Raw genomic sequence first — 21,387 nt, 5'->3', positions numbered from 1 at the left:
CCGCGCCCTCGGCCCGTGCCGACCGCGCCCCGCTGCCGCACCCCGGTCTCGGCGAGTTCGGCCCGGCCGAGGAGGCCTATCGCGCCCACGCGCGTCGTGCCGCCGCGAAGGCCGGCCCGCTCACCTTCGCGCTGGTGGGCAACCAGAACTGCGGCAAGACCACGCTGTTCAACCAGCTCACGGGCGCGAACCAGCACGTCGGCAACTTCCCGGGCGTCACGGTCGACCGTAAGGACAGCGCCATCCGCGGACACGCTGAGGCCACCGTCACCGACCTGCCGGGCGTGTACTCGCTGTCGCCGTACTCCAGCGAGGAGATCGTCACGCGCGACTTCCTGCTCGACGAGAAGCCCGACGGCATCATCAACATCGTCGATGGCACCAACATCGAGCGCAACCTGTACCTGACCATGCAGATCATGGAGCTGGGCATTCCCATGGTGCTGGCGCTCAACATGATGGACGAGGTCGAGGCAAACGGCGGCACCGTGCGCGTGAACGAGCTCGAGGCTGAGCTGGGCATCCCCGTGGTGCCCATTTCCGCGGCGAAGAACGAGGGCGTCGACGAGCTGGTCGACCACGCCCTGCACGTGGCGCGCTTCGACGAGGCGCCCGGCCGCATCGACTTCTGCCCCGCAAGCGCGCAAGAGCACGACCCGCTCGGCGCGGTGCACCGCTGCATCCACGCCACGGCGCACATCATCGAGCCGTACGCTGAGCAGGCGTCCGTCCCCGCGCGCTTCGCCGCCACGAAGATGGTTGAGGGCGACGAGCTGATCGCCCGCAAGCTCGACCTGCCGGAATCCGCCGTCTCGTCGGTGCGCGAGCTGACGGCCGCCATGGAGGCCGACGCCGGCATGGATGCCGAGGCGGCGCTGGCGAACATGCGCTTCGCCTTCCTGGCGAACCTGTGCGCCAATACCGTGGTCCGTCCGCATGAAAGCCGCGAACACAAGCGCAGCGTTTCCGTCGACAAGCTTCTGACCGGACGTTATACCGGCATCCCGTGCTTCTTCGCCATCATGGCAGCGGTGTTCGTGCTCACGTTCAGCGTCGTGGGCGCCGCGCTTTCCGACCTGGTGAGCACGGGTGTCGACGCAGCCCTCGAGGCGTTGGCAGTCGGCTGCGAGACGTGGGGCCTCAACCCCGTGGCGCAATCGTTGCTGGTCGACGGCATCGGCGCCGGCGTGGGCGCGGTCATCGGCTTTTTGCCCACCATCGTCACGCTGTTCTTCTTCCTGTCCATCCTTGAGGACTCGGGTTACATGGCGCGCGTGGCGTTCGTTATGGACCGCCCCATGCGTAAAATCGGCCTGTCCGGACGCTCCATCGTGCCGCTGCTCATGGGGTTTGGCTGCTCGGTGCCGTCGATCATGGCCACGCGCACGCTGTCGAGCGAACGCGACCGCAAAATGACCACCATGCTGGTGCCGTTCATGAGCTGCAGCGCGAAACTACCTATATATGCCCTGCTCGTGGGCGCGTTTTTTCCGCGTGCGCTGCAGCCGGTGGTCATGATCGGCTTGTATGCGTTCGGCGTGGCGGTGGGCATCTCGTTCGCGGCCGTGCTCAAACGCGCGCGTTTCCGCGGCCAGCCCGTGCCGTTCGTGATGGAGCTGCCGAACTACCGCCTGCCCGCCGCGAAAAGCGTGGCGCGCCTGGTGTGGGATAAAGCGAAGGGCTTCGTGAAGAAGGCGTTCACCGTGGTGCTTGCCGCGTGCGTGGTCATCTGGTTTTTGCAGACGTTCGACGCGCGCCTGAACGTGGTCGACGACGTCGACGCCAGCCTGCTCGCGGGCATCGGCGGGCTGATCGCCCCGCTGTTCGCGCCGCTGGGCTTCGGCGACTGGCGCGCGGCAACGGCCCTCATGACGGGCTTCATGGCGAAGGAGAGCGTGGTATCCACGTTGACGCAGGTCATGGGCGAGGGCGTGGACCTGACCATGTTGTTCACGCCGGTGACGGCCATGGCGTTTTTGGCGTTCGTGCTGCTGTATACGCCGTGCGTGGCTGCCATCGCCACCGTGCGCAGCGAGCAGGGCGGCGCACGCGCGGCGCTCGAGATGGTGCTTTTGCAGTGCGGCATTGCCTGGGTGGTCTCGTTCGCGGTGTATCTGGCGGGCTCGCTGGTCACGGGTAGGATTGCGAATGCGTTCAGCCTGCCGGGCTTGGTTGCGGCCGTGGTCATCGCGGTGGGCATCGGCGTGTACCTGAAGCAACAGCGCACCGACGGCGAGTTGAAGGTAGGCTGCAAAACCTGCCCCGCCAGCTGCAAGAACTCCAGCGGCTGCTGCCATTAAGGCAGGGAAGTTGCTCCCTGCTTCCGCCCAAGCACAAAAAATCGCCCCGCCTCTAATGGAAGCGGGGCGATTTCGCATACGAGGCAAACTCGACCGCTAGCTACAACAACCGCTCGCTATGCGGCCTTTACGTCGTCGAGCTCGCTGCCGGCGTTCGGGTCGTTGAACACGTCGGTGTCCATGCGCCCGGCGCGCTTGGCCACGATGGTGGTGCACACGGCGTCGCCGGTGATGTTCACGGCGGTGCGCGTCATGTCCAGGATACGGTCGATGCCCATGATCAGCGCGATGCCCTCAAGCGGCAAGCCGACGGAGTTGAACACCATCGACAGCGTGATCAGGCCGACCGACGGGACGCCCGCCGTGCCGATCGACGCCAGCGTGGCGGTGGCGATGACGGTGGCGTACTCAACCGGCCCCAGCTGCACGCCGAACAGCTGCGCGGTGAACACCACGGCAACGCCCTGCATGATGGAGGTGCCGTCCATGTTGATGGTAGCGCCCAGCGGGATGGTGAACGACGAGATGCGGCGGTCGACGCCCATCTTCTTCTCCAGCGTCTCGATGTTCAACGGGATGGTGGCGTTCGACGTTGCGGTGGAGAACGCGAACATCATCACCGACACGAACTTCTTCAGGAACTTCACCGGGTTGATGCGCGCGAATACCGTCAGCAGCACCATGTACACCACCAGGCATTGCACGGCCAGCGCCAGCAAAACGCCCAGCATGTACTTCACCATGGGAAGGAACGCGTCGAAGCCGATGTTGGCGAACGTGCGCGCCAGCAGGCAGAACACGCCGATGGGGGCCACGTACATGACCATGGAGGTCATCTTCATCATGATGTCGTTGAACTGCTCGAAGAAGCGGTGAACCACTTCGACCTTGCGGCCCATGGTGGACAGGATGATGCCCACGAACAGTGCGAAGAAGATGATGGCCAGCATATCGCCCGAGGCCAGCGCCTGGATGGGGTTCTTCGGGATGATGTTCAGAAGGGTGTCGGTGAACGATACGTCGGTGTTGGAGTTGCCCGACAGGGTGGAAGTGTCGGATGCCACCATGCTGGACATGTCCACGCCGCGGCCGGGGTTGATCAGGTTGCCGATGCTCAGCGCCACGGTGACCGCCAGTGCGGTGGTGCACAGATAGAACACCAGCGTCTTCAGGCCGATGGTGCCGAGCGTCTTCGTGTCGCCGATGGACGACGCGCCGCACACGATGGAGCAGAATACCAGCGGCACGACGAGCATCTGCATCAGGCGGATGAAGCCCTGGCCGACAATATAAAAGATGCCGTTGACGAACACGTCGTCGCGCACCGTGCCCGCGGGCACCAGATAATGGAAGATGACGCCGCACAAAAGGCCCAGGCCCAGCGCGATGAGGATGGACCCCGTAAGGCCGATATGCAGGCGCTTAGGCTTTTCGCCCATGTTGATCTCGGTAGACACGCGCCCCTCCTATTCCTGCCCGCCGCGGGTCAGCGCGGCAAGGTTATGTTCGGCGGCGAACGCCGCAAGGTCGTCTTCCCAGGTGGGGAACTCGTAGACACCGGTGAGGCGGGCCATCATGTCGTCAAGCTCGATGCGGTAGCCCTGCCAGGGGTTGGCGGTGCCGCGCAGGTTGCCGGTAGGCTGGCCGGCCAAGGCGAAGGCGCGCTCGAAGAACTCGAAACGGCTGGTCACGCCCGTGCAGGCGGCGTGGAATGTGCCGAACTCGTCGGACTCCATGGCGGCGATGACGAACTTGGCGAACGTGTCCACCGACGTGGGGCAGGCGAACTGGTTCGCGGGCACGGGCACCGTTTTGCCCTGGGCGCTTGCCAGCAGCGCGCGGCCGAGCAGGTCGTCGGGGCGGGCGGTGTAGACCCAGCTGGAGCGCACGATGATGTGGTGCTGGTTCAGCTCGTTGACGAAGCGCTCGCCGGCCTGCTTGGACTTGCCGTACACGTGCGGCGGGTTCGTGGCGTCGAACTCGTTGAACGCGTGGTCCGCGTTCTCGGGGAACAGGTCGTCGGTGGACAGGTGCACCATGGTGGCGCCGACGTTGTTGCTGGCGATGGCCAGGTTGCGCGCGCCAAGGGCGTTGACCTTGTAGGCCTTGTCGGGGTTCTCGTCGGCCTCGGTGCGGCTGGCCAGTGCCGCGCAGTTGATGACGAAGTCGGGGCGGTACGATTCGGCAAAGTTCAACACTTCGTGCAGGTTCGACACGTCGATCTCGATGTCGCTGGTCATGACCTTATAGCGGCTGTGGTCCAGGAAATGCTCGATTGCCTGGCCCATTCGCCCCGCCGCGCCGGTGATCCACACGGTGTCCTGAGGACCCATTTTCATAGGGCGCCTCCTTCCGGATGTGCTGCGCGCGGCGCCTGCGGAAGGAGCGTCGCGCAAGGGGTAAGTGGTTAGCTTGCCTATTCTACCGCTCCCGAAGCCCCAGCGCAGCAGCCGTTTCCCAGTAAATTGCAATCGAACCGCTCGGAAAAAGAATCAGCTAGCGAAGAGGGCCGAGGGGGACACTTAGGGGACGGACCCAAGGTGCCGGGCCTCGAAGCGCAGTCCGGCGGGGCCCGCGATTAAGCGCGTCCGCGAGTCGAAGAATCGCGCGAGTTGGAGGACCTCGAAGCGCATCTGAGCGTCAGCCCAAAGCGTCAGGACCGACCGCGAAGCCAAACCCCACCCACGTAGTCGGAAATGTCAAGACTCTGTGACGATGCGCCGGGTCTGGGTTGACGTTTGCTGGCGGAGTGCGAATATAGGCCCATCGAACGCAACGGGCGTTCGGGCGAGCGCGCATGCGCCTCGCAAACCGCGTCGTTTCGGCGCACTAAACAGGGTTTTGCGGTTTTGCCGCGGCCCGCAAACGTTAGGAAACATGATGACCTGCACCAATCTGGATATCCGAATTATCAGCTCCATTATCTAGGGTCCGGGTTGCATTTCAGCTGCCCGAACCCTAAACGGGCAGCTGATGGTTCTTCAAGCCGGAGGCTGTTTGAGAAAAACGGCCTCCGGCTTTTTTGCGTCGCCTTATGCGGCGCCGGCATTTTGCCTGATGCGTTTCGCCTTCCTTTTTATGGTTCGCCACCTGGTCTTTTGCCCAAGCCTTCCGTTTTTCCCAAGCAACGTTCGCTTGCGGGGCCGGTCATCGACCACACGTGCCGCGCCGCCACCCGGTAACGCGGCAGGAAAGGAAAGGCAAGGAAAATGAACGATCTAACCAAATCACCCGCTATCGCCGTTGCCGGCGTGGCGGCTCCGGCAACCGCAGTTGCCGCAAAGCCGCAGGTCAAGCGCGACTCAACTCTTGAGGTCATGGTCGCGTCCATGATCGGCACGGCCATCGAGTTCTACGACAACTACTGCTATTCCATTGCTGCGGCCAGCTACTTCGGCCTCATTTTCTTCACCGACGTCGCTAAGTCCGACCCGGTGCTCGCCACGCTGCTCGCCTTCGTCACCTTTGCGGTGAGCTTTTTGGCCCGCCCGTTCGGCAGCCTGTTGTTCGGCCACTTCGGTGACCGCCTCGGTCGTAAGAAAACCCTGGTCGCGGCCCTGATGCTCATGGGCACCGCAACGTTTTGCGTCGGCCTGCTGCCCGGATACGACGTGCTCGGCCCTGCGGCCGTGGTGCTGCTGTGCGTCTGCCGCGCCTGCCAGGGCCTGGGCCTTGCCGGCGAGTGGTCCGGCGCCGCGCTGGTGGCAACTGAAAACGCCCCGGCTGATAAGCGCGCGCTGTTCGGCAGCTTCCCGAACCTTGGCGCGCCCATTGGATTCTTCTGCGCGTACGGCGTGAACCTGCTGCTCGATACGCTGCTGCCCGCCGATGCGATGGTCGCTTGGGGCTGGCGCATTCCGTTCCTGCTGTCGTGCCTGCTTGTGATCGTCGGCCTGGTCGTGCGCATGCGCATGAGCGAGACTCCCGTCTTCCAAAAGGCCGCCGCTGAGAACCGCACGACGAAGACCCCGCTGCGCGACCTGGTCCATCATTGGCGCCGTCTTGTGCTCGGCACCTGCACGATGAGCATCACCTACACGCTGTTTTACGTGCTGGGCACCTGGTCGCTGTCCTACGGCGTGTCCACGCTGGGCTTCACGCAGCAGCAGTATCTGGGCATGCAGATGATCTCGGTGTTCTTCTTCGCTGGGTTCATCTTGGTCGGCTGCCTGACCGCCGACAAGCGCGGCCGCAAGCCCGTTTTGGTGGTCGGCAACGTTTGCACCGTGCTGTTCGCCCTGGTGGCGCCCATGCTGCTGGCCGCTCATAGCGTGCTGTCCGTGATGGTGTTCCTGTGCGTCGGCTTCGCCTGCATGGGCACGATCTTCGGCCCTTGCGGCAGCTATCTGCCCGAGCTGTTCCCCGCGAAGGTGCGCTACTCCGGTGCCGGCCTGAGCTACAACCTGGCGGCCATCACCGGCGGCGCGTTCGCCCCGACCATCGCATCGGCCCTGGTCATGAACTTCGGCATCCAGTCGCTCGGCTGGTACCTGGGCGGCATGGCCCTGGTCGCCCTGGTGGCGCTGGCCTTCTTCCGCGAAAGCAAGGACGTCGACTTCGAGCAGTAAGGGAAGGCGACGCAGCAAAACCCGCGGAAACGCAAAAGTGCGAAAGCGGCGAACGCGGAAGCGAAACCTGCGATTTGCGAACTCGCAAAAGCGCAAGCCTGCGAACCGCGGAAGAAAAAGCGCCGATTTGCGAACCCGCAAAAGCGCCCGAAATGGTGAACGCCCCTGCAAGCCTCTCCGGCTCGCAGGGGCGTTTCGCATGGGGAAGGGGCGTGTCGCGCGCAATCAGCAGCGGCTCACGCCAACCTTCCCGCACGTCTTGCCGCCGTTTCCGCAAAAGCCCCTTCGCCCACTACTCCTGTACCTTCAGCGCCAGGGCCAGGGGCACGCGCTTGATGCGGCGGATATGCAGCAGCGCCACCGCCAGGTAGGTGGCGAACCCGATGGCGATGACCTCCGCGATGGCCGCCATGGGCACGTAGATCTCGATGTTGCCGTTGTAGGCCAGCAGCATGGCGCGGAAGAGCAGCGTCAGCCCGCCGATGATCAGCGGCTGGCATACCACCAGCGACACCGCCACCGTCAGCGTGATGGAGCGCACATACAGGCGGCTGATCTCGGAATCGCGGTAGCCGAACACCTTCATGTAGCTGATCGCGCGCGCCGATCGGTCGATCACCGATTTCGTCAGCAGGTACATGAACACCAGGAAGATGAACACGGAAAGCCCCACCAGCATGCCGATCATGTCGTACATCATGCCGACGAACTGCTCGCCGATGGCGTCCATGCTCTCGGGCGTCAAATCGCTGGCAAGGTAGCGCGCGTCCAGGTCAAGCGCCTGATCGGAAGCGTAGCCGTTGAAATACCCGGCGTCGTTTCCAAAGAAGTGGTTGAAGTCGTCAAGGCTCATGTATACGGCCATGTCGGACTTCGTGCCCCAGGCGCACCCGTCGCCCTCGTAGGTCACTTCGCGCGTTTCGTCCTCGTATTTGTCGTACAAGTTGACGGTTTGCCCGTCGGCGAAACGGAACTTGTCGATCAGCCCGTTGCCGAACACCACATGCCCGTCGCCCACGGCAAGGTCGTCCCAATAGCGCGAATCCTCGGGCACGCCGTACACGGTGATCGTTTCCGTGCCCGAGTCCTCGCCGCGGTCGTAATCCAGCGAATATACGGCGTACTTCTCGGCCTGCGCGATCTTCCCCGCCCCGTTGTCCACGGTGTTCACGGGGTGGACGTCGTCGGAATCCGCATCGATGTCGGCGGCCTTCTCGACCATGTCCAACACCTCATCGCGCGATTTACCCAGGTCAGCGGCTACTGAATCGACTTTCTCATAGAATGAATCCTGCGCTGCGTTAAACGCGTCCTGCGCACGGGCAAGGTCATCTTGCGCATCTTGCGCGGTTTGCATGGCGTCTGCGGAAGGTGCCGCGGCAAGCGCCGTTGCGGCATCCTGAAGCTTGTCGGCGGCGGTTTGCAACGCATCGCCCGAATCCTCGAGTGCAGCTCCCGAATCCTCCACGGCGGTCAGCTTGTCGCCTTCCACGCTTTGCAGTTCGTCGATGGCGGTCCACGCCTCGCGGTCGGCTTGCGTGCCGTCCAGCTCCAGCGGGACCTTCAGCGTGTACATATGCTCGGCCACCACGTTGTTGTGCAGGTTCTCGGCGTAATGCGTCATGGTCGGCAAAATGGCCAGCGAGAACAGCAACAGCATGCTGGCGAACCCGATTCCCACGAACAGCGTGGCGAAATTGCCCAGGTTACGTAAGAACACCCGCATGCGGAAGCGCGCGATGAAGCTCAGGCGCTCGGGCAGGGCAAAACCGCGCTTAACGCCGCCTTTGCTGGTTTCGTGGCGCAAAAACTCCAGCGGAGTGTGACCCATCTTGCGCAAAAGCCCCAACAACGTGATGCCCACGAGCGTTGCCACGGGCAGCACGGTGGTTTGCGCGAACACGCCCCAGCTCCAGGTGGCGTAGTAAGGCGGCAGGCTGTAACTGCCGTAATACAGGTTGCGCATCGGCTCGCTCATCAGGGTGTAGCCGGCCACGTTGCCCACGACGGCGGCGGCAATGCCCACGGCGGCGGGCAGCGCCAGGTAGTGCGCCACCAGCTCGCGGCGACGATATCCGCTGGCCAGCAGCGTGCCGATGATGGCGCTTTCCTCTTCGATGGTGCCCGACGTCAGCACCACGAACACGAACGCCATGATGACGATGATCATGTACAGAAGCACGCTCCACATGGTGGAGTCGCCCGAAACATCGTCGGCGGCGTAACCGATTCCCTGGTTGGTGCTCGAATCGGTCAGGTCGTCCACGGTCGCCCCGGCGGTGGAAAGTGCACGCATCATGTCCTTCTCGGCATCGGTGCGCTGCGCCACGGTCAGGTCACGGTCGGCGAAACGCACCGAGTACGTGTACGCCGGTTGGTGCCCGGTGGCCTCAAGCGCCGCGAAACCGCTTTCGGAAACCTCGGCTACCCCGAACGTCAACGTGTTCACCGTGAAATCGGAGTTGTTCTGGAACAGGGCCTGGTTGTCCGAGGTCGTCATGATGCCGCACACGGTGAAGCGTTGGCCGAACAACTCCACCTCCTCGCCGACGCTTATGTCGTTGTTCGTGGCGAACACGCGGTCGATGGCAACCTCGTCGGCTGCCTCGGGCACGCGCCCCTCGGCGTATGCGGCCAGGTCAACCTGGGTGCGGTGTTGGTAGACGCGCAGCGTGCGGTCGCGGCCGTCGTCGCCTTGCGCGTGGTTGAAATCAGCGTCGAAGGACCAGTTGCGGACGATGTCCGTGCCGCCCGTTCCGGCGTCGTTCGCCGCGTCGGCGGCGGCGTCCAGCTGCTCGTCGGTGGCTTCGAAGGCGGTGGTGAAGCGCGCATCCTCGATTGAGTACTTCTCGGGCATGTCATCGATGATGACGCCGATGGAATGCGCTGCCAGCAAAAAGCCCGACGTCAGCGCGATGGTCACGGACATCAACAGGAAGATGCCCAGGTATTTCCCCAGGTTGTTTTTCAGCTCGCGCGGAAAGCGCTTGCGCAAAGGCGATGCCATGGCGCGCCTCCTACCAGGTCAGGTCGCGCGCGGCCATGCGCTCGATGTTCGCCGTGTCCTCGGCAAGCTTACCGTCGCGCAGGCGCAGCACGCGGTGGGCCATGTGCTTGATGGCGTCGTTGTGCGTGACGATGACCACGGTGCACCCGTAGTCGCGGTTCACGTCCTCCATCAGCTCCAAGATCTCCTTCGACGTCTGGTAATCCAGCGCGCCGGTGGGTTCATCGCACAGCAAAAGCCCGGGGTTTTTCACCAGCGCGCGGCCGATGGCGCAGCGCTGCTGCTGGCCGCCCGAAACCTGGCGGGGGAACTTCGCGCGATGCTCGTAGAGCCCAAGCGAGTGCAGCAGGTCGTCTATGGGCAGGGGGTTTACGGAAAGATGGGCCGTGACCTCGATGTTCTCGCGGATGGTCAGGTCGGGCACCAAGTTGTAGAACTGGAAGACGAACCCAAGCTTGTCGCGGCGGTACTCGCCCAGCTGCTTGGGCGTCAGGCTGGTCAGCTCCGTGCCGCCCACGTTGATCGAGCCGCTATCGGCTGCCTCCAGGCCGCCCACCAGGTTCAAAAACGTCGATTTGCCGCTGCCCGACGGGCCGAGCAGCACGCAAATCTCGCCTTTGTTCACCGTGGCGGTGACGTCGTGCAGCACCGTAGCGCGCGCCTCGCCTTCGCCGTAATGCTTGCATAAATCGCGAACCTGCAGGTAAGGCGCAGGGGAGGAAGCGGTGTCGGCGGCGTGGCTGGTGGATGCCGCCCCAGGTGCGCTAGCCGCAGTAGGGCCTGCTTCGGTTGCGTGCGGGTCGAGATCGGCGGTGCCGGTTGAGGTTGCGGGGTTCTTTCCCATGTCGCGCTCCTTCGCGGTATACGGAAGCCTCTCGAGTGCCGGTCGCACTCGCAAGGGACCGCAATATAGTTTTCCAAGGAAAACTATATATCATAAGTTCACCATAAGTTACAAGACACTTGGGGACGTAGCACTATCTGTCCGGCCTCCTCGGCCATTATGTGCGTGACAAGCTGAACTCGGGTCACGCTTCTGCTTAGTTTGCCGCCTTGGGTGCTCAACTTGGGCACTTAGTGCTACGTCCCCAAACTGTCCGAAAGTGTCCGAAAGCGTTCGAGAAGGGGAAAGGAAAGGAAAGGGGCTTGCAGAACCGTTGTTCTGCAAGCCCCTCAAAGAGAACGAAGTCGCGCAGGCTATCCGTTGTCGTCTTCGCCCTCTTCGCCGGCGGGTTCCGGCGCTTCGGGCTCAGGTTGGACGATGCCCACGGTGCCGCCTGCGGTCCACGAGATCGGGGCGACGGCCCGCTGCGCCGCCGCCCGCTGCACCTGCGCCGCCGTAGCCTGCTGCGCTGCCGCCGCCCGCATTGGCGCGCCAGCCGCCTGCGGAACCGCGCCGCCAGCCATCGCCTGCGCTTGCATTGGCGCGACGGTAGCCTGCGGCACTACGCCCGCAGCCGCCTGCTCTCCTGCCCCCGCAACCTGCACGGGCGCCATGGCCCCGGTGCGCGCGGCGCGCGGCATCTCGGCGTCGGGCGCCGCCTTTCCGGTGAGCTTGCGGTGCAGGTCCATGCGGATGGACGCGTACTCGCTGACCAGCAGCACCAGCAGGATGCACATGACGATCAGGTATCCGATCACGGCGCCGGGCAGCCCCGTGAAGTTCACCAGCAGCACGGGCACGAACAGGCTGAACCCGAAGGTGATCAGGTACAGCTTGGTCACGGCGCGCTGGCGGCGCAGCACGGTGATCACCTGGTACAGAAACTCGATGCCGGCCGTCACGCCGCCCGCCGCCAGCATCACGAAGCATAGCCCGCGGTACTGCTCGAAGTCGATGCCGTACAGGAAGCTCATGATGGCCAGGCCGAACCAGCTCATGGCGCCGGCGACCATCACGGTGATACCCACGATGATCACGAACATCACCACGATGATCAGGTCGAACTTCTTGCGCTTGGTCGGGTCCGCCCAGGCATTGGCCATCTTCAGCAGCATAGGCTTGTAGATAAAGCCGCTGGTGAGCAAGATGGCGTGCGCAGGGAAGTACAGCGCGTTGTAGTACAGCTGGTTGTCGTAGGACAGCGCGCCTTCCATGACGAACTTCGGCATGTTGTCGATGAGGTTGTACATGAACAGCGCCACGAACAACGGGAAGCACTGCTTGAGCAGGCCGATCACGCGCTTGGCGTTCGCGCTGCGCGACTTCGGCGTCTCAAGCTGCGCCAACGGGAACGTGAACACCACGAACGTGATGGCGGCGATGACGGCCATGACGATGCTCGATACGCCCACGTTGCGCGTGATGAGCAGCGCCAACGAGAACCCGATGAGCGCCGCGGCGGACCTGAACGCCTGCGAGATGCCGGCAAGATAGAGCTTGTCCACCTGCTGCAGGCGGCCCTCGTAGACATCGGCTAGGGCGTCCACCGCCTTATAAAGGTACACGCCCAGGCTCATGAGCCACATCTGGTCGGTATATCCGCGGAACTTGCAGTACGTGATGCCGGCCACCAGCATGATGACCACGGTGAGCACGCGGTTGGCTTGGTAATCGGCGAACGAGTACTCCTCGTCAAGGTCGGATGCCTGGAAGTTCCGCACGCCGTAGTTGCCCACGAACATGAGCAGAAGCGCCGTGACGAAGGCCAGCGAGAACATGCCCGCCTGCTCGGCGCCGGCAAGCTGCGTGACCACGATGGTGAGCACGGGGAACACCATGCCCCACAGGCCTACGCCCACCGTGTTCCACACATAGTCGCGCGTGGTGCGCCCGGAGGCATACTCGGCTTCCTGCTCGGCCAGGCCGTCGCCGCTCACGGCGCCTAGCACGCGCGAGCACCAGGCCTCCACCTTGCGGGTGACGAAGCTTTTCTTGCGGGGCTTGCCGTTGCGGGAGCGTTTGCCGTGCTTGCCGCGCGGCATTGCCTCGGTGGCCTGGGCGCCCGGCATGGCGGCGGTGGGCTGCTGCCCGGGGATAGCCTGCGTGGGCTGCTGGCCGTAAACTGCCTGCGTCGGCTGGGCGTCCCAGTTGTTGCGCACTTGCTGTGCGTTGCGCGCGCGGCCACGCTTGCCGCGGCGTGCGCCGCCGATGGCCTCGGTGGGCTGCTGACCTGGGATGGCTTGCGTAGGCTGTTGACCCGGAATAGCCTGGGTTTGCTGCTGCCCGGGAATCGCCTGCGTCGTCGCGGCCGATCGCGATGCTTGTTTCGCCACGGCCGCCGCGCGCTGGCGCTGCGCCTGGGCGCGTTGCTCCTCGCGCACGTTGCGCGGGGCGGTGGGGTAAGGGCTTTCGGCGGCATTGAGCTGCACGCGTTCCAAATCGGGACGCTGTGCGGCGTGCTTGCCTGTCGAGGATCCGGTATGTTCGTAGTTGTTCATCCGACATATTATAGTGAGGTCGCTCGAAGCCGGCCGACCCTGCGTTCGATATTCACAGCACAAGCACCCCTCCGATGCCATGCCGTAGCTTGCCGTTCGCCGCCGTTTATGCATCGCTCCCCATATGCACGATGTACGTCTCTTATCTCCCGGATTCGCGCTGCATCAGCCCCATGAACGGGGGGCAGAGGTGCGTTCGCGTCCGCGCCCGCAGAGACGCGTGGGACCGAAAGCCGTGCCGCCAGCCCCTGACCGGCTCGGCGAGCATGACCGCATCGCCTCGATTCCGGGCTTCGCAACAGACCCCATTGACGGCGAAGCACTCACTCGAACCGTTCGCCAACCATTCGTTCCGTTCGTCCTGCCGCATCGCGCCGCGTTCGTTTCCAAAACTCCTGCGCTTGCTACTAAAAAACCTTCGTTTATTCCTTCTACCAGGTATTTTGCTGCAGCTGGGTAAAATCTGGGGGGGGGGGGTTCCGCCTTATTGCATATAATCTGAGGTGAACAATAGGAGCAGCGGAAAACCGCTGTTGCGAATTCAGGGATTTGGGAAATCGGGATCGGGGTGCACGATGGGGGCTTTTCACCTTCTCGCATTGGAAGACAATGAGGAGTATCAGAAGGTGCTCCGCAGCATGCTGTCCAAATACCCCGGCAGGTCACGGCTTGATGTCGACATCATATCCGGGGTCACCACGTTCGAAGCGCTTATGGCCTCGGATGATCGCATCGACATCTTCATCACCGACATCGATTTGGGTGAAGGCAACCCCTCGGGCATCGAGCTGGTTCGCCGTTATTTCCCCGCGGGAAGCCCCACTAAGGTCATCTACATTTCCGGTCATGTCGAGTTCTGCACGTCGGTCTACCAGACAGAGCATACGTATTTCCTGCTCAAGCCCATTAACCAGTCCGATTTCGACGCCGCGCTTGATAAGGCGCTGTCCAACCTGCAGGACAGCCGCCAGCTCCCCGTCGCCATTCAGCGCAACGGCACGGTAACCATGGTCGACTCCTCCGAGGTGGAGTTCGTGGAAAGCGAGCGCCGCAAGGTGCGCCTGCACTCCGTGCGCGGGGAATGCATTGAAACGTACGCAACGCTCGGCCAGATGCTCGACATGCTGCCCGAGTGCTTCGTCCAATGTCACAAAAGCTATCTGGTGAACATGGCGTGCATCGTTGAGCTGCGCCCAGGCAGCGTGCTGCTTCGTTCGGGCAGGGAAGTGCCCGTCAGCCAGCGTCAGCGCACGTCGGTGCGCGATTCGTTCTTCCACTACGTGGGCCTTAACGCGCGATAGGCGCAGGAGCAGCATGTCCTCGCTGAAATTCGCCGTTCTGTGCGTGTTGACGGCGTATCTGCTGGTCGTCGCCTTCAACTTCATAACCAAGCTCCGCGATGCGCGGCTCATGCAGAAGCTGCTGTGCATGCTGTTCCCCATAAGCCAGATCTGCTTGATCGCGTTTCCCTTGGCGTGCTCGGCGCGTTACGGGCTGTCGGCCGCCGTGTACGTGTCGCTCATCGTGCTCGGCATCGCGTGCGGGCCGGTCGACCTGCTGCTGTTCCGTGCGCTCGACCAGGCGTGCCGATGGTTCGATTTGTCCAGCAAGGTGAACATGCTCCAGGAGCAGCTGCGGGTCCAAAACGCCTTGCGGCAACGTTCCCGGCACGAGCGCGACCAGGCCAGCGCGTTGCGCGATCAGCTTCGCGAACGACTCGAGCAGGCGCGTGCCGACTTGCGGGCGGAGCAAGCAGGCAAGGCGGGTGAAAGCCTGGAAGGCGTTATCTCCCTTATCGGGGCGCGGCCCCAGCGATTCTGCCAGCATCCCGCCGTCGACGCGCTTGTGGAGCAGAAGGCCCGCGCGGCAAGCGATTCTGGCGTGCGCTTCCGTGCTGAGATCGACATCCCCGCGGACATCCAGCTGCCTGGCGTGGAGCTGTGCGCCGTGTTCTCCAACCTGCTCGACAACGCGCTGAACGCCTGCGCGAAATCGCCTGACGGGCAACGCCGCGTTGAAGCAACCGCCCGCTTGTGGGGGATGTACCTGGTCATCGATGTGGAGAACAGCTACCTACCTCCTCAGGAGCGGGGACAGGCCGCAGGCGTTCCGGCATCGAGCGGCGTCGGCGGTCCAGGCGATGGCGATGGCGGTGCGGCCGGCTCGTTCCCCGACCTGTCCGTGCCTCATGGTTGGGGGCAGGGCATCGTGCGCGAGGTGGCGCGACGTCACGACGGCACGTTCGAGGCGGGCCAGGTCGACGGCGTGTACCGTGCGCGCGTGATCTTGAAGCAGGACCGGGCCGCGCAGGATGGAGGTGATGGCGGATGGAGCCGATGATCCTCGGCATTCCCGCGGGTGTGTTCGTGGTGTTGTCCGTCGTCGTTCCCAAGTGGCTGGTGTATCTGGGGTTCGAGTCTCGCATCCTGCACCTGCGGAATCGGTGGGCGTATTGGGTCGTGGGCATTTCCCTCATGGTACTCGCCGTGCTGGTAAGGGGCGATTTGGCCGAGTTCGCGCACCCTTTGCTCGGCGCGCTCATGGCCTCGGCCCCTTTGCTGTTCGGAAGGGGGACGTTGGCGCGGCGCGTCACTTTGTCGGCGTTCGGTCTGGTCATAGTGCTACCTGGTGATCTGTTTCTCGACATGACGTTCGACATCCTGGCGGGCGCCACCATCGATGATCGCGCAACGGTGGCAGCCAACGCCACGCTGTTCGCATGTGCGACGTTGTTCGAGGCGTTCGTGGAGATAACGCTGTTCTGGGGGCTTACCGCGCTGGTGAGAAGGTTCTATCCGGAAGAAGGGGTGGATGTGGCCGCGCCGTCGTCGCGTCGAGCGTCGGTCATCGCCTCATCGTTCGCGGTGTTTTCCGTGGTGCAGGCCATGCTGCTGGCGTTGTGCTTCAGCGTGGCGGTGGGGCCGTGCGACGGCGATTCGCTGCTGCTGCGACTGTTCGGCCTGCTCATGTTGTTGTGCTTCGGCGTGGACACCGTGCTACTGCTTGCGGTGGGCAGGTTTCGCGGCAAGGTGCGCGACGATGCCCGCGCCGCCGATTTGAGCGGCGAGCTCGACCGATACCTGGTCGACTACCAGGCCACGGTCGATATGGCCCAGCGCTCGGCGCGCCTGCGCCACGACCTGCGCAACCAGGTTCAGGTGGCGAACGCCCTGGCCGAACGCGGCGAGCTCGAGCTTGCCGAGCAGCATATCGACGCCATGCTGAAGGAGCTGGACGGGCGATAGCGTTGCGTGTTGAGCGGGTGCGGCCTGCGGTCGGGCCGAGCGGGCGCCGGGCAGCCTGATCGGCTGCCATGCCGCTGCCGGCAGGTCGGCGGGTTGGGCGTCCGCGCCGCCTCGTGGGTCATCCGATCGGGCTCTTCGTTGCTTGCTTTCGCCCGCCTTTCCGCGTTTTCATGTGCGGTTTCGGTTGCTTCCCGCCGCCTGCGCGCCGCGCGCCGCGCAGGCGGGTGCCGCGTGTGGTAGGCTAGCGGACCAAAAGAGAACGCACTCCTTCGAAAGGGGCCCGTCATGACCGATGCCGCATCCATGCTTCCCGCCGTTTACGCCGCCGCGCAAACCCCGCAGGCGGGTGCTGCGACCGCCGATCTCGTTCGCAGCTTGGGCGCCGCCGCGCAGCCCGATATCGTCGCCGCGCGCCGCCTGCTCCATCGCTTCCCCGAGGTGTCCGGTCAAGAGGCCAATACACAGAAACTGCTGTGCGAACAGCTCGATGAGCTGGGCATCCCGTATCGAAAGCTCGACAACAACGGTATCATCGCAACCATCGCCGGCACCGCGCCCGGCGCTTACGATGCCGATGGGGCGCCGGTGCGTCGCGTCGCCTTGCGCGCCGACATGGACGCGCTGCCCGTCGCCGAGCAGACGGGCCTTCCCTTCGCCTCGGAGAACCCTGGCATCATGCACGCGTGCGGCCATGACGCGCACATGGCCATGATGCTCGGCGCCGTGCGCATCCTGCGCGATGCCGCCGATTCGCTGGCGGGCGAGGTGCGCATCATCTTCCAGCCCGCCGAGGAGATCTCCATCGGCGCGCTTTCCATGATCGAGGCCGGCGCGCTCGAGGGCGTGGACGCTATTTACGGCGCGCATATCTGGAGCGAGGTGCCCGCCGGCACCGTGTCCTGCGCGCCTGGGCAGCGCATGGCCAATACCGATTGGTTCCGCATCGACATCGACGGCGTTTCGGCGCATGGCTCCATGCCGCACAAGGGCGTGGATGCCGTGGTGGTGGGCGCCGAGATGGTCGCAGCGCTTCAAATCCTGGTCAGCCGCGATGTTTCCCCGTTTGAACCCGTGGTGGTCACCGTGGGCGAGTTCCACGGCGGCCAGGCGCGCAACATCATGGCCGGCCACGCGTGGCTCACCGGCACGGTGCGCACGTGGTCCGAGGGCCTGCGCTCTGAGGTCCCCGATCGCCTGGAGCACATCGTCAGCCGCATCGCCCACGCATTCGGCGCGACGGCGCGCTTCACGTTTGAGCCGGGCAACGCCGGGCTTGCCAACGACCCCACGTGCGCCGAGGTGGCGCGCCAGGCGGTGATCGACACGCTGGGCGAGCAGGGCATCGCCGACTACCGCGGCACGCTTTCGGGCGAGGACTTCAGCGAGTACCTTCGCATCGTGCCGGGCGTGTTCTGTTTCGTGGGCACCAGGAATCCGCAGGTGGGAGCCGACCATCCGCAGCACAGCTGCCATTACACCGTTGACGAGGACGTGCTTGCCAAGGGCAGCATGGTGGCGGCTCAATGGGCTTGCCGCATGCTCTCGGGCGCCAAGGGATAGCGCCGCTCGGGTTTGCGCGCTTCTTGTCCTTTGCGATGGCCTTGTCGATATCCGTGCTGTTTTATTCGGCAAGCGGTATAATGCAGTGGTTCAATATCATTCGCAATCGAAAGGACATGCCATGCCGGAGATGATCTCGGTCGAGCAAGCGCGTGACCTGGTCTTATCGCACGTTTCCCAGTTGCCTGCGGAAACGGTCCCCGTGTTGGATGCGGCCGGTCGTGTTGCCGCCGTCGACCTGAAAAGCGATATCGACATCTCGCCGTTCGCCCATGCCGCCATGGACGGGTTCGCCATGCGCGCCGCCCAGCTGCAGTCCGCAAGCCCCGAATCACCCGTCGAGCTGGACGTTATCGCGGAGGTTGCCGCCGGAGACACCTTCGAGGGCGACATCCCCGAGGGCGCATGCGTGCGCATCATGACCGGTGCGCCGCTGCCCGCGGCCGCCGACGCCGTGGTGAAGTACGAGATCGTGCGCAACGTGGAAGGCGACGGCCGTCCCGGCAGCCGTGTCGCCTTCGAGGCGCCTGCCAAGCTGCGCGGCAACGTGCGCGAAGCGGGCGAGGAGGCGCGCGCCGGCGAGACAGTCGTGCGCGCCGGCGAGGTCATCAACGCCGCCGGCGTGGGCTTTCTGGCCGGCTGCGGTGTGACCGAGGTTCCCACCCCGCGCCGTCCGCGCGTGGCCATCATCTCCATCGGCAGCGAGCTCGTGCCGCCCACCCAGGTTCCCACTGCGGGCAAGATCCGCAATTCCAACGGCTATGCGCTGGCCGCGGCCGCCCGCGCCGCGGGCGCGCTTCCCACCATGCTGCCCATCGTGGAGGACTCGCTCGAGGCCTTGAAGGTTGCGGTGCTCGAAGCGGTGCGCGAGTACGACTTCGTGGTCACGAGCGGCGGCGCGTCCGATGGCGACTTCGACTTCATCAAGCCCTGTGTCGAGCAGACCGGTGAGCTGCTCATGACCCGCGTGAACATGCGCCCGGGCAAAGCGCAGACGTTTGGCCTGGTCAACGGCACGCCCGTGTTCGGTCTGCCGGGCAACCCGGCTGCGGCGTATTGCGGCTTCGAGATGCTCATCCGTCCGGCGCTGCGCAAGATGCAGGGGTATTCCAATCTGCAACGCCCGCTCGTGAAGGCGCGTCTCGCGCGCGACGCGAAGAAGGGCGACACGCGCCGCATCTACCTGCGCGCCACCATCACGAAGGACGCCGACGGCGCCTATGCGGTCGAGCCGGCGAAGAACCAGAGCTCGGGTTTGTTCGGCGTCATCCAGCGCAGCAACTGCCTGGCCGTCCTACCCGAGGGCGGGGAAGGCCGCACGGCGGGAAGCCTGGTCGAGTGCATCCTGCTCGACGTCAACGAGGACGTGTGCCTGTAACCGGCGCTTGCGCGACCGGTTGACGGCGGGCCGTGGGCCGGAAGGCCTGCGGCCCCGATGATCGGGAAGCGCCCGATCTCGACAAGCTCGGCTGCGGCCGGGAAGGCCTGCGTCCCCGATGATCGGGAAGCGTCCTGCCCTGACAAGTTCGGCTGCGGGCGGAAAGGCCTGCGGCCGAGACAGCCGGCACACGGTTCGCCGGCGCTTAACCTTTATATAAGGAGGAACCAATGACCGAACACGATCACGCGTCCACGCCCATCACGTTCGCCATCATCACCTGCTCGGATACGCGCGGCATGAAGCAGGACACCGCCGGCGCGGCGCTCGAGCAGCTCATCGCCGACAACGGCTGGGTATGCAAAAGCCACGTGGTGGTGAAGGACGAGGTGCCGCAGATCAGCGCCGCCATCGTGGAAGCATGCGACACCATCGACGCCGACGTCGTGCTGACCTGCGGCGGCAGCGGCCTGTCGCTGCGCGACGTCACGCCCGAGGCCACGCAGGCCGTGTGCGACCGCAACGTGCCCGGCATCGCCGAGGCCATGCGTGCCCACAGCCTGGCCATCACGCCGTTCGCCATGCTCTCGCGCGCGCTGTGCATGCAGCGCGGCACGCACCTGGTGGTGAACCTTCCGGGCAGCGAGAAGGCCGCTCGCGAGAACTGGGACGGCATCGCAGCCGCGCTTCCGCACGCCGTGAAGATGATGGCCGGCGGCGGCCACTAGAGACCACTGAGCTTCCACCGCGCCATTAAGGTTGGAGCTGTGGTAGCTACCAAGATGCGCAGCAATGCATAGCGCAAAGGACGCCCGCTTTAGCCTATCGCGGCTGAAGCGGGCGTTTTCTTTCGTGAACTGCGAAGAATCGTTCATTTTGGTCGCCTCTGGACAAGATGAACGATTCTTTGCGGGATATAGCCCATAAAAGTGCGGTTTTTGGAAGAAATGGCTCTCCATGAGCAAAAAATCGTTGAAAAGGTCCACCACGTAGCGTGTAAGCGGGCAAGAATCGCTCGTTTTGGCCGCAGGTGGACAAAACGAGCGATTCTTGCGCCCCAAACAAAACCCGGCCGGGCGAAATGTACAGTGCGTTTTCTTCCGGACAGATAATCCTCCGTCCCCAAGTGTCTGACCGCGGGCGAAATGGCGCTAGCTTCCGTTTGCCGTAAGCTGCATGCCGAAGGCAATGCGTGCAAGGGGGCTTCGCGATTATTACAGCGCGAATACAGCAGCGGGTCCCGCAGCTCGGTTTGAGCTGCGGGCCCCCGCTTTGCGTTGGGACCCGCTTTGCGTTGGGACCCGCTTTGCGTTGGGGCGCGCGTTATGCTGCGGTGCCGTCTTGCGTTGGGGCGCGCGTTATGCTGCGGTGCCGTCTTGCGTTTCGCGATATATCATGTCGTTTCGCATTTCGTAACCTATCGCGTCGTTTCGCCTGGTGAAGCGCGTGTCGATTACTCGTCCTTTTGGGCGACTAGCAGCAGGATGCCGGAAACCATGTTCAGGAACAGCAGGGTGCAAACGCCAAGGGCGACGGTATTTGGCTTTTTGCCCTTGTAGACGCCCCAAGAGCGAACGGTCATGGGAATGCCCCACGCTAAGGGGACCAGCCCGATGCCGAGCGTTGCGATGCCGCCGATTCCAATGACGACCAGGGCCACGATGTTCATGATGAACGCGATGAGGCGAAGCGTCTGATTGCTTCCCTCCACAACGTATGTTTTCTCAGGCATGGGAACGCCGTAAGGCGGCTGCGGTGTGCCGTACGGCTGCTGCGGGGCAGCGGCGTAGGGCGATTGCGGCGCGGCGGGTTGCTGAGCGGCAGCATATTGCTGCGGTGCGACCGCAGGCTGCTGGGCGACTGACGGAGCTGGCGCTGCAGGAGGAATCGGTGCGGCGGTCGCTGCGGGTGCGGCCGGCGGAACCGGCGCGGCAGGTGCGGCAGGAGC

The 21,387-nt window shown here is 64.2% G+C and carries 14 protein-coding genes; 8 read left to right on the top strand and 6 right to left on the bottom strand.

The genetic code is table 11. The features are described from left to right. Positions 1 to 2,300 (top strand): ferrous iron transport protein B (gene feoB / locus DW178_RS10295; protein ID WP_118351225.1); only part of this gene is annotated, 2,300 nt, incomplete at its 5' end. 116 nt (positions 2,301 to 2,416) lie between these two features. Here the strand turns inward: feoB and DW178_RS10290 are convergent. Together DW178_RS10290 and DW178_RS10285 are read right to left on the bottom strand one after the other, a co-directional pair. Then, on the bottom strand, positions 2,417 to 3,757 hold the full coding sequence (locus tag DW178_RS10290; protein WP_286168668.1) for a dicarboxylate/amino acid:cation symporter: 1,341 nt from the start codon (positions 3,755 to 3,757) through the stop codon (positions 2,417 to 2,419). 9 nt (positions 3,758 to 3,766) lie between these two features. Beyond that, entirely contained in the window at positions 3,767 to 4,639 is an 873-nt protein-coding gene (locus DW178_RS10285; protein ID WP_286168667.1) for an SDR family oxidoreductase, read from the bottom strand. A gap of 870 nt (positions 4,640 to 5,509) precedes the next feature. Between DW178_RS10285 and DW178_RS10280 the strand changes: the two genes are divergently transcribed. Next, entirely contained in the window at positions 5,510 to 6,868 is a 1,359-nt protein-coding gene (locus DW178_RS10280; RefSeq protein WP_118351222.1) for an MFS transporter, read from the top strand. Between the two features lie 292 nt (positions 6,869 to 7,160). Here the strand turns inward: DW178_RS10280 and DW178_RS10275 are convergent, their stop codons facing one another. The 3 genes from DW178_RS10275 to DW178_RS11605 form a co-directional block, all read right to left on the bottom strand. Continuing rightward, positions 7,161 to 9,875: an ABC transporter permease gene (locus DW178_RS10275; RefSeq protein WP_118351220.1), complete on the bottom strand. Its 2,715-nt coding sequence runs from the start codon at positions 9,873 to 9,875 to the stop codon at positions 7,161 to 7,163. Between the two features lie 10 nt (positions 9,876 to 9,885). Further along, the gene (locus DW178_RS10270; protein WP_118351218.1) at positions 9,886 to 10,719 is read right to left on the bottom strand and encodes an ABC transporter ATP-binding protein; all 834 of its coding nucleotides are present in this window, start codon (positions 10,717 to 10,719) and stop codon (positions 9,886 to 9,888) included. Positions 10,720 to 11,072: 353 nt separating this feature from the next. Further along, positions 11,073 to 13,256 carry a lipopolysaccharide biosynthesis protein gene (locus tag DW178_RS11605; protein ID WP_286168665.1) on the bottom strand — a complete coding sequence of 728 codons (2,184 nt, stop codon included), beginning with the start codon at positions 13,254 to 13,256 and terminating at the stop codon, positions 11,073 to 11,075. A 638-nt stretch (positions 13,257 to 13,894) separates the two neighbouring features. Here DW178_RS11605 and DW178_RS10255 point away from each other — a divergent pair. The 6 genes from DW178_RS10255 to DW178_RS10230 all read left to right on the top strand — a co-directional run bounded on the left by DW178_RS10255 (position 13,895) and on the right by DW178_RS10230 (position 20,167). Beyond that, the gene (locus tag DW178_RS10255; protein WP_158574186.1) at positions 13,895 to 14,557 is read left to right on the top strand and encodes a LytR/AlgR family response regulator transcription factor; all 663 of its coding nucleotides are present in this window, start codon (positions 13,895 to 13,897) and stop codon (positions 14,555 to 14,557) included. A 13-nt stretch (positions 14,558 to 14,570) separates the two neighbouring features. Continuing rightward, positions 14,571 to 15,596 (top strand): ATP-binding protein, encoded by a 1,026-nt coding sequence (locus DW178_RS10250; RefSeq protein ID WP_118351211.1) that lies wholly within the window; start codon positions 14,571 to 14,573, stop codon positions 15,594 to 15,596. After that, a complete protein-coding gene (locus tag DW178_RS10245; RefSeq protein WP_118351208.1) occupies positions 15,584 to 16,501 on the top strand; it encodes a hypothetical protein in 918 nt (305 codons plus the stop codon). The genes DW178_RS10250 and DW178_RS10245 overlap by 13 nt, the downstream gene beginning before the upstream one ends. A 285-nt stretch (positions 16,502 to 16,786) precedes the next feature. Further along, positions 16,787 to 18,061: an amidohydrolase gene (locus DW178_RS10240; protein ID WP_286168664.1), complete on the top strand. Its 1,275-nt coding sequence runs from the start codon at positions 16,787 to 16,789 to the stop codon at positions 18,059 to 18,061. Positions 18,062 to 18,182: 121 nt separating this feature from the next. Next, the gene (locus DW178_RS10235; RefSeq protein WP_118351205.1) at positions 18,183 to 19,439 is read left to right on the top strand and encodes a molybdopterin molybdotransferase MoeA; all 1,257 of its coding nucleotides are present in this window, start codon (positions 18,183 to 18,185) and stop codon (positions 19,437 to 19,439) included. A 230-nt stretch (positions 19,440 to 19,669) separates the two neighbouring features. Continuing rightward, positions 19,670 to 20,167, top strand: a complete 498-nt coding sequence (locus tag DW178_RS10230; RefSeq protein ID WP_118351202.1) for a MogA/MoaB family molybdenum cofactor biosynthesis protein — start codon at positions 19,670 to 19,672, stop codon at positions 20,165 to 20,167. 725 nt (positions 20,168 to 20,892) lie between these two features. Here DW178_RS10230 and DW178_RS10225 read toward each other — a convergent pair. Then, a complete protein-coding gene (locus DW178_RS10225; RefSeq protein WP_042436165.1) occupies positions 20,893 to 21,171 on the bottom strand; it encodes a hypothetical protein in 279 nt (92 codons plus the stop codon). Between the last annotated feature and the right edge of the window lie 216 nt (positions 21,172 to 21,387).

This window comes from Eggerthella sp. AM16-19 (assembly GCF_003474385.1).
Classification (GTDB): domain Bacteria; phylum Actinomycetota; class Coriobacteriia; order Coriobacteriales; family Eggerthellaceae; genus Senegalimassilia.
Note: the sequence above shows the minus strand (reverse complement) of the source record. Positions and strands in the feature narration are given on the sequence as shown.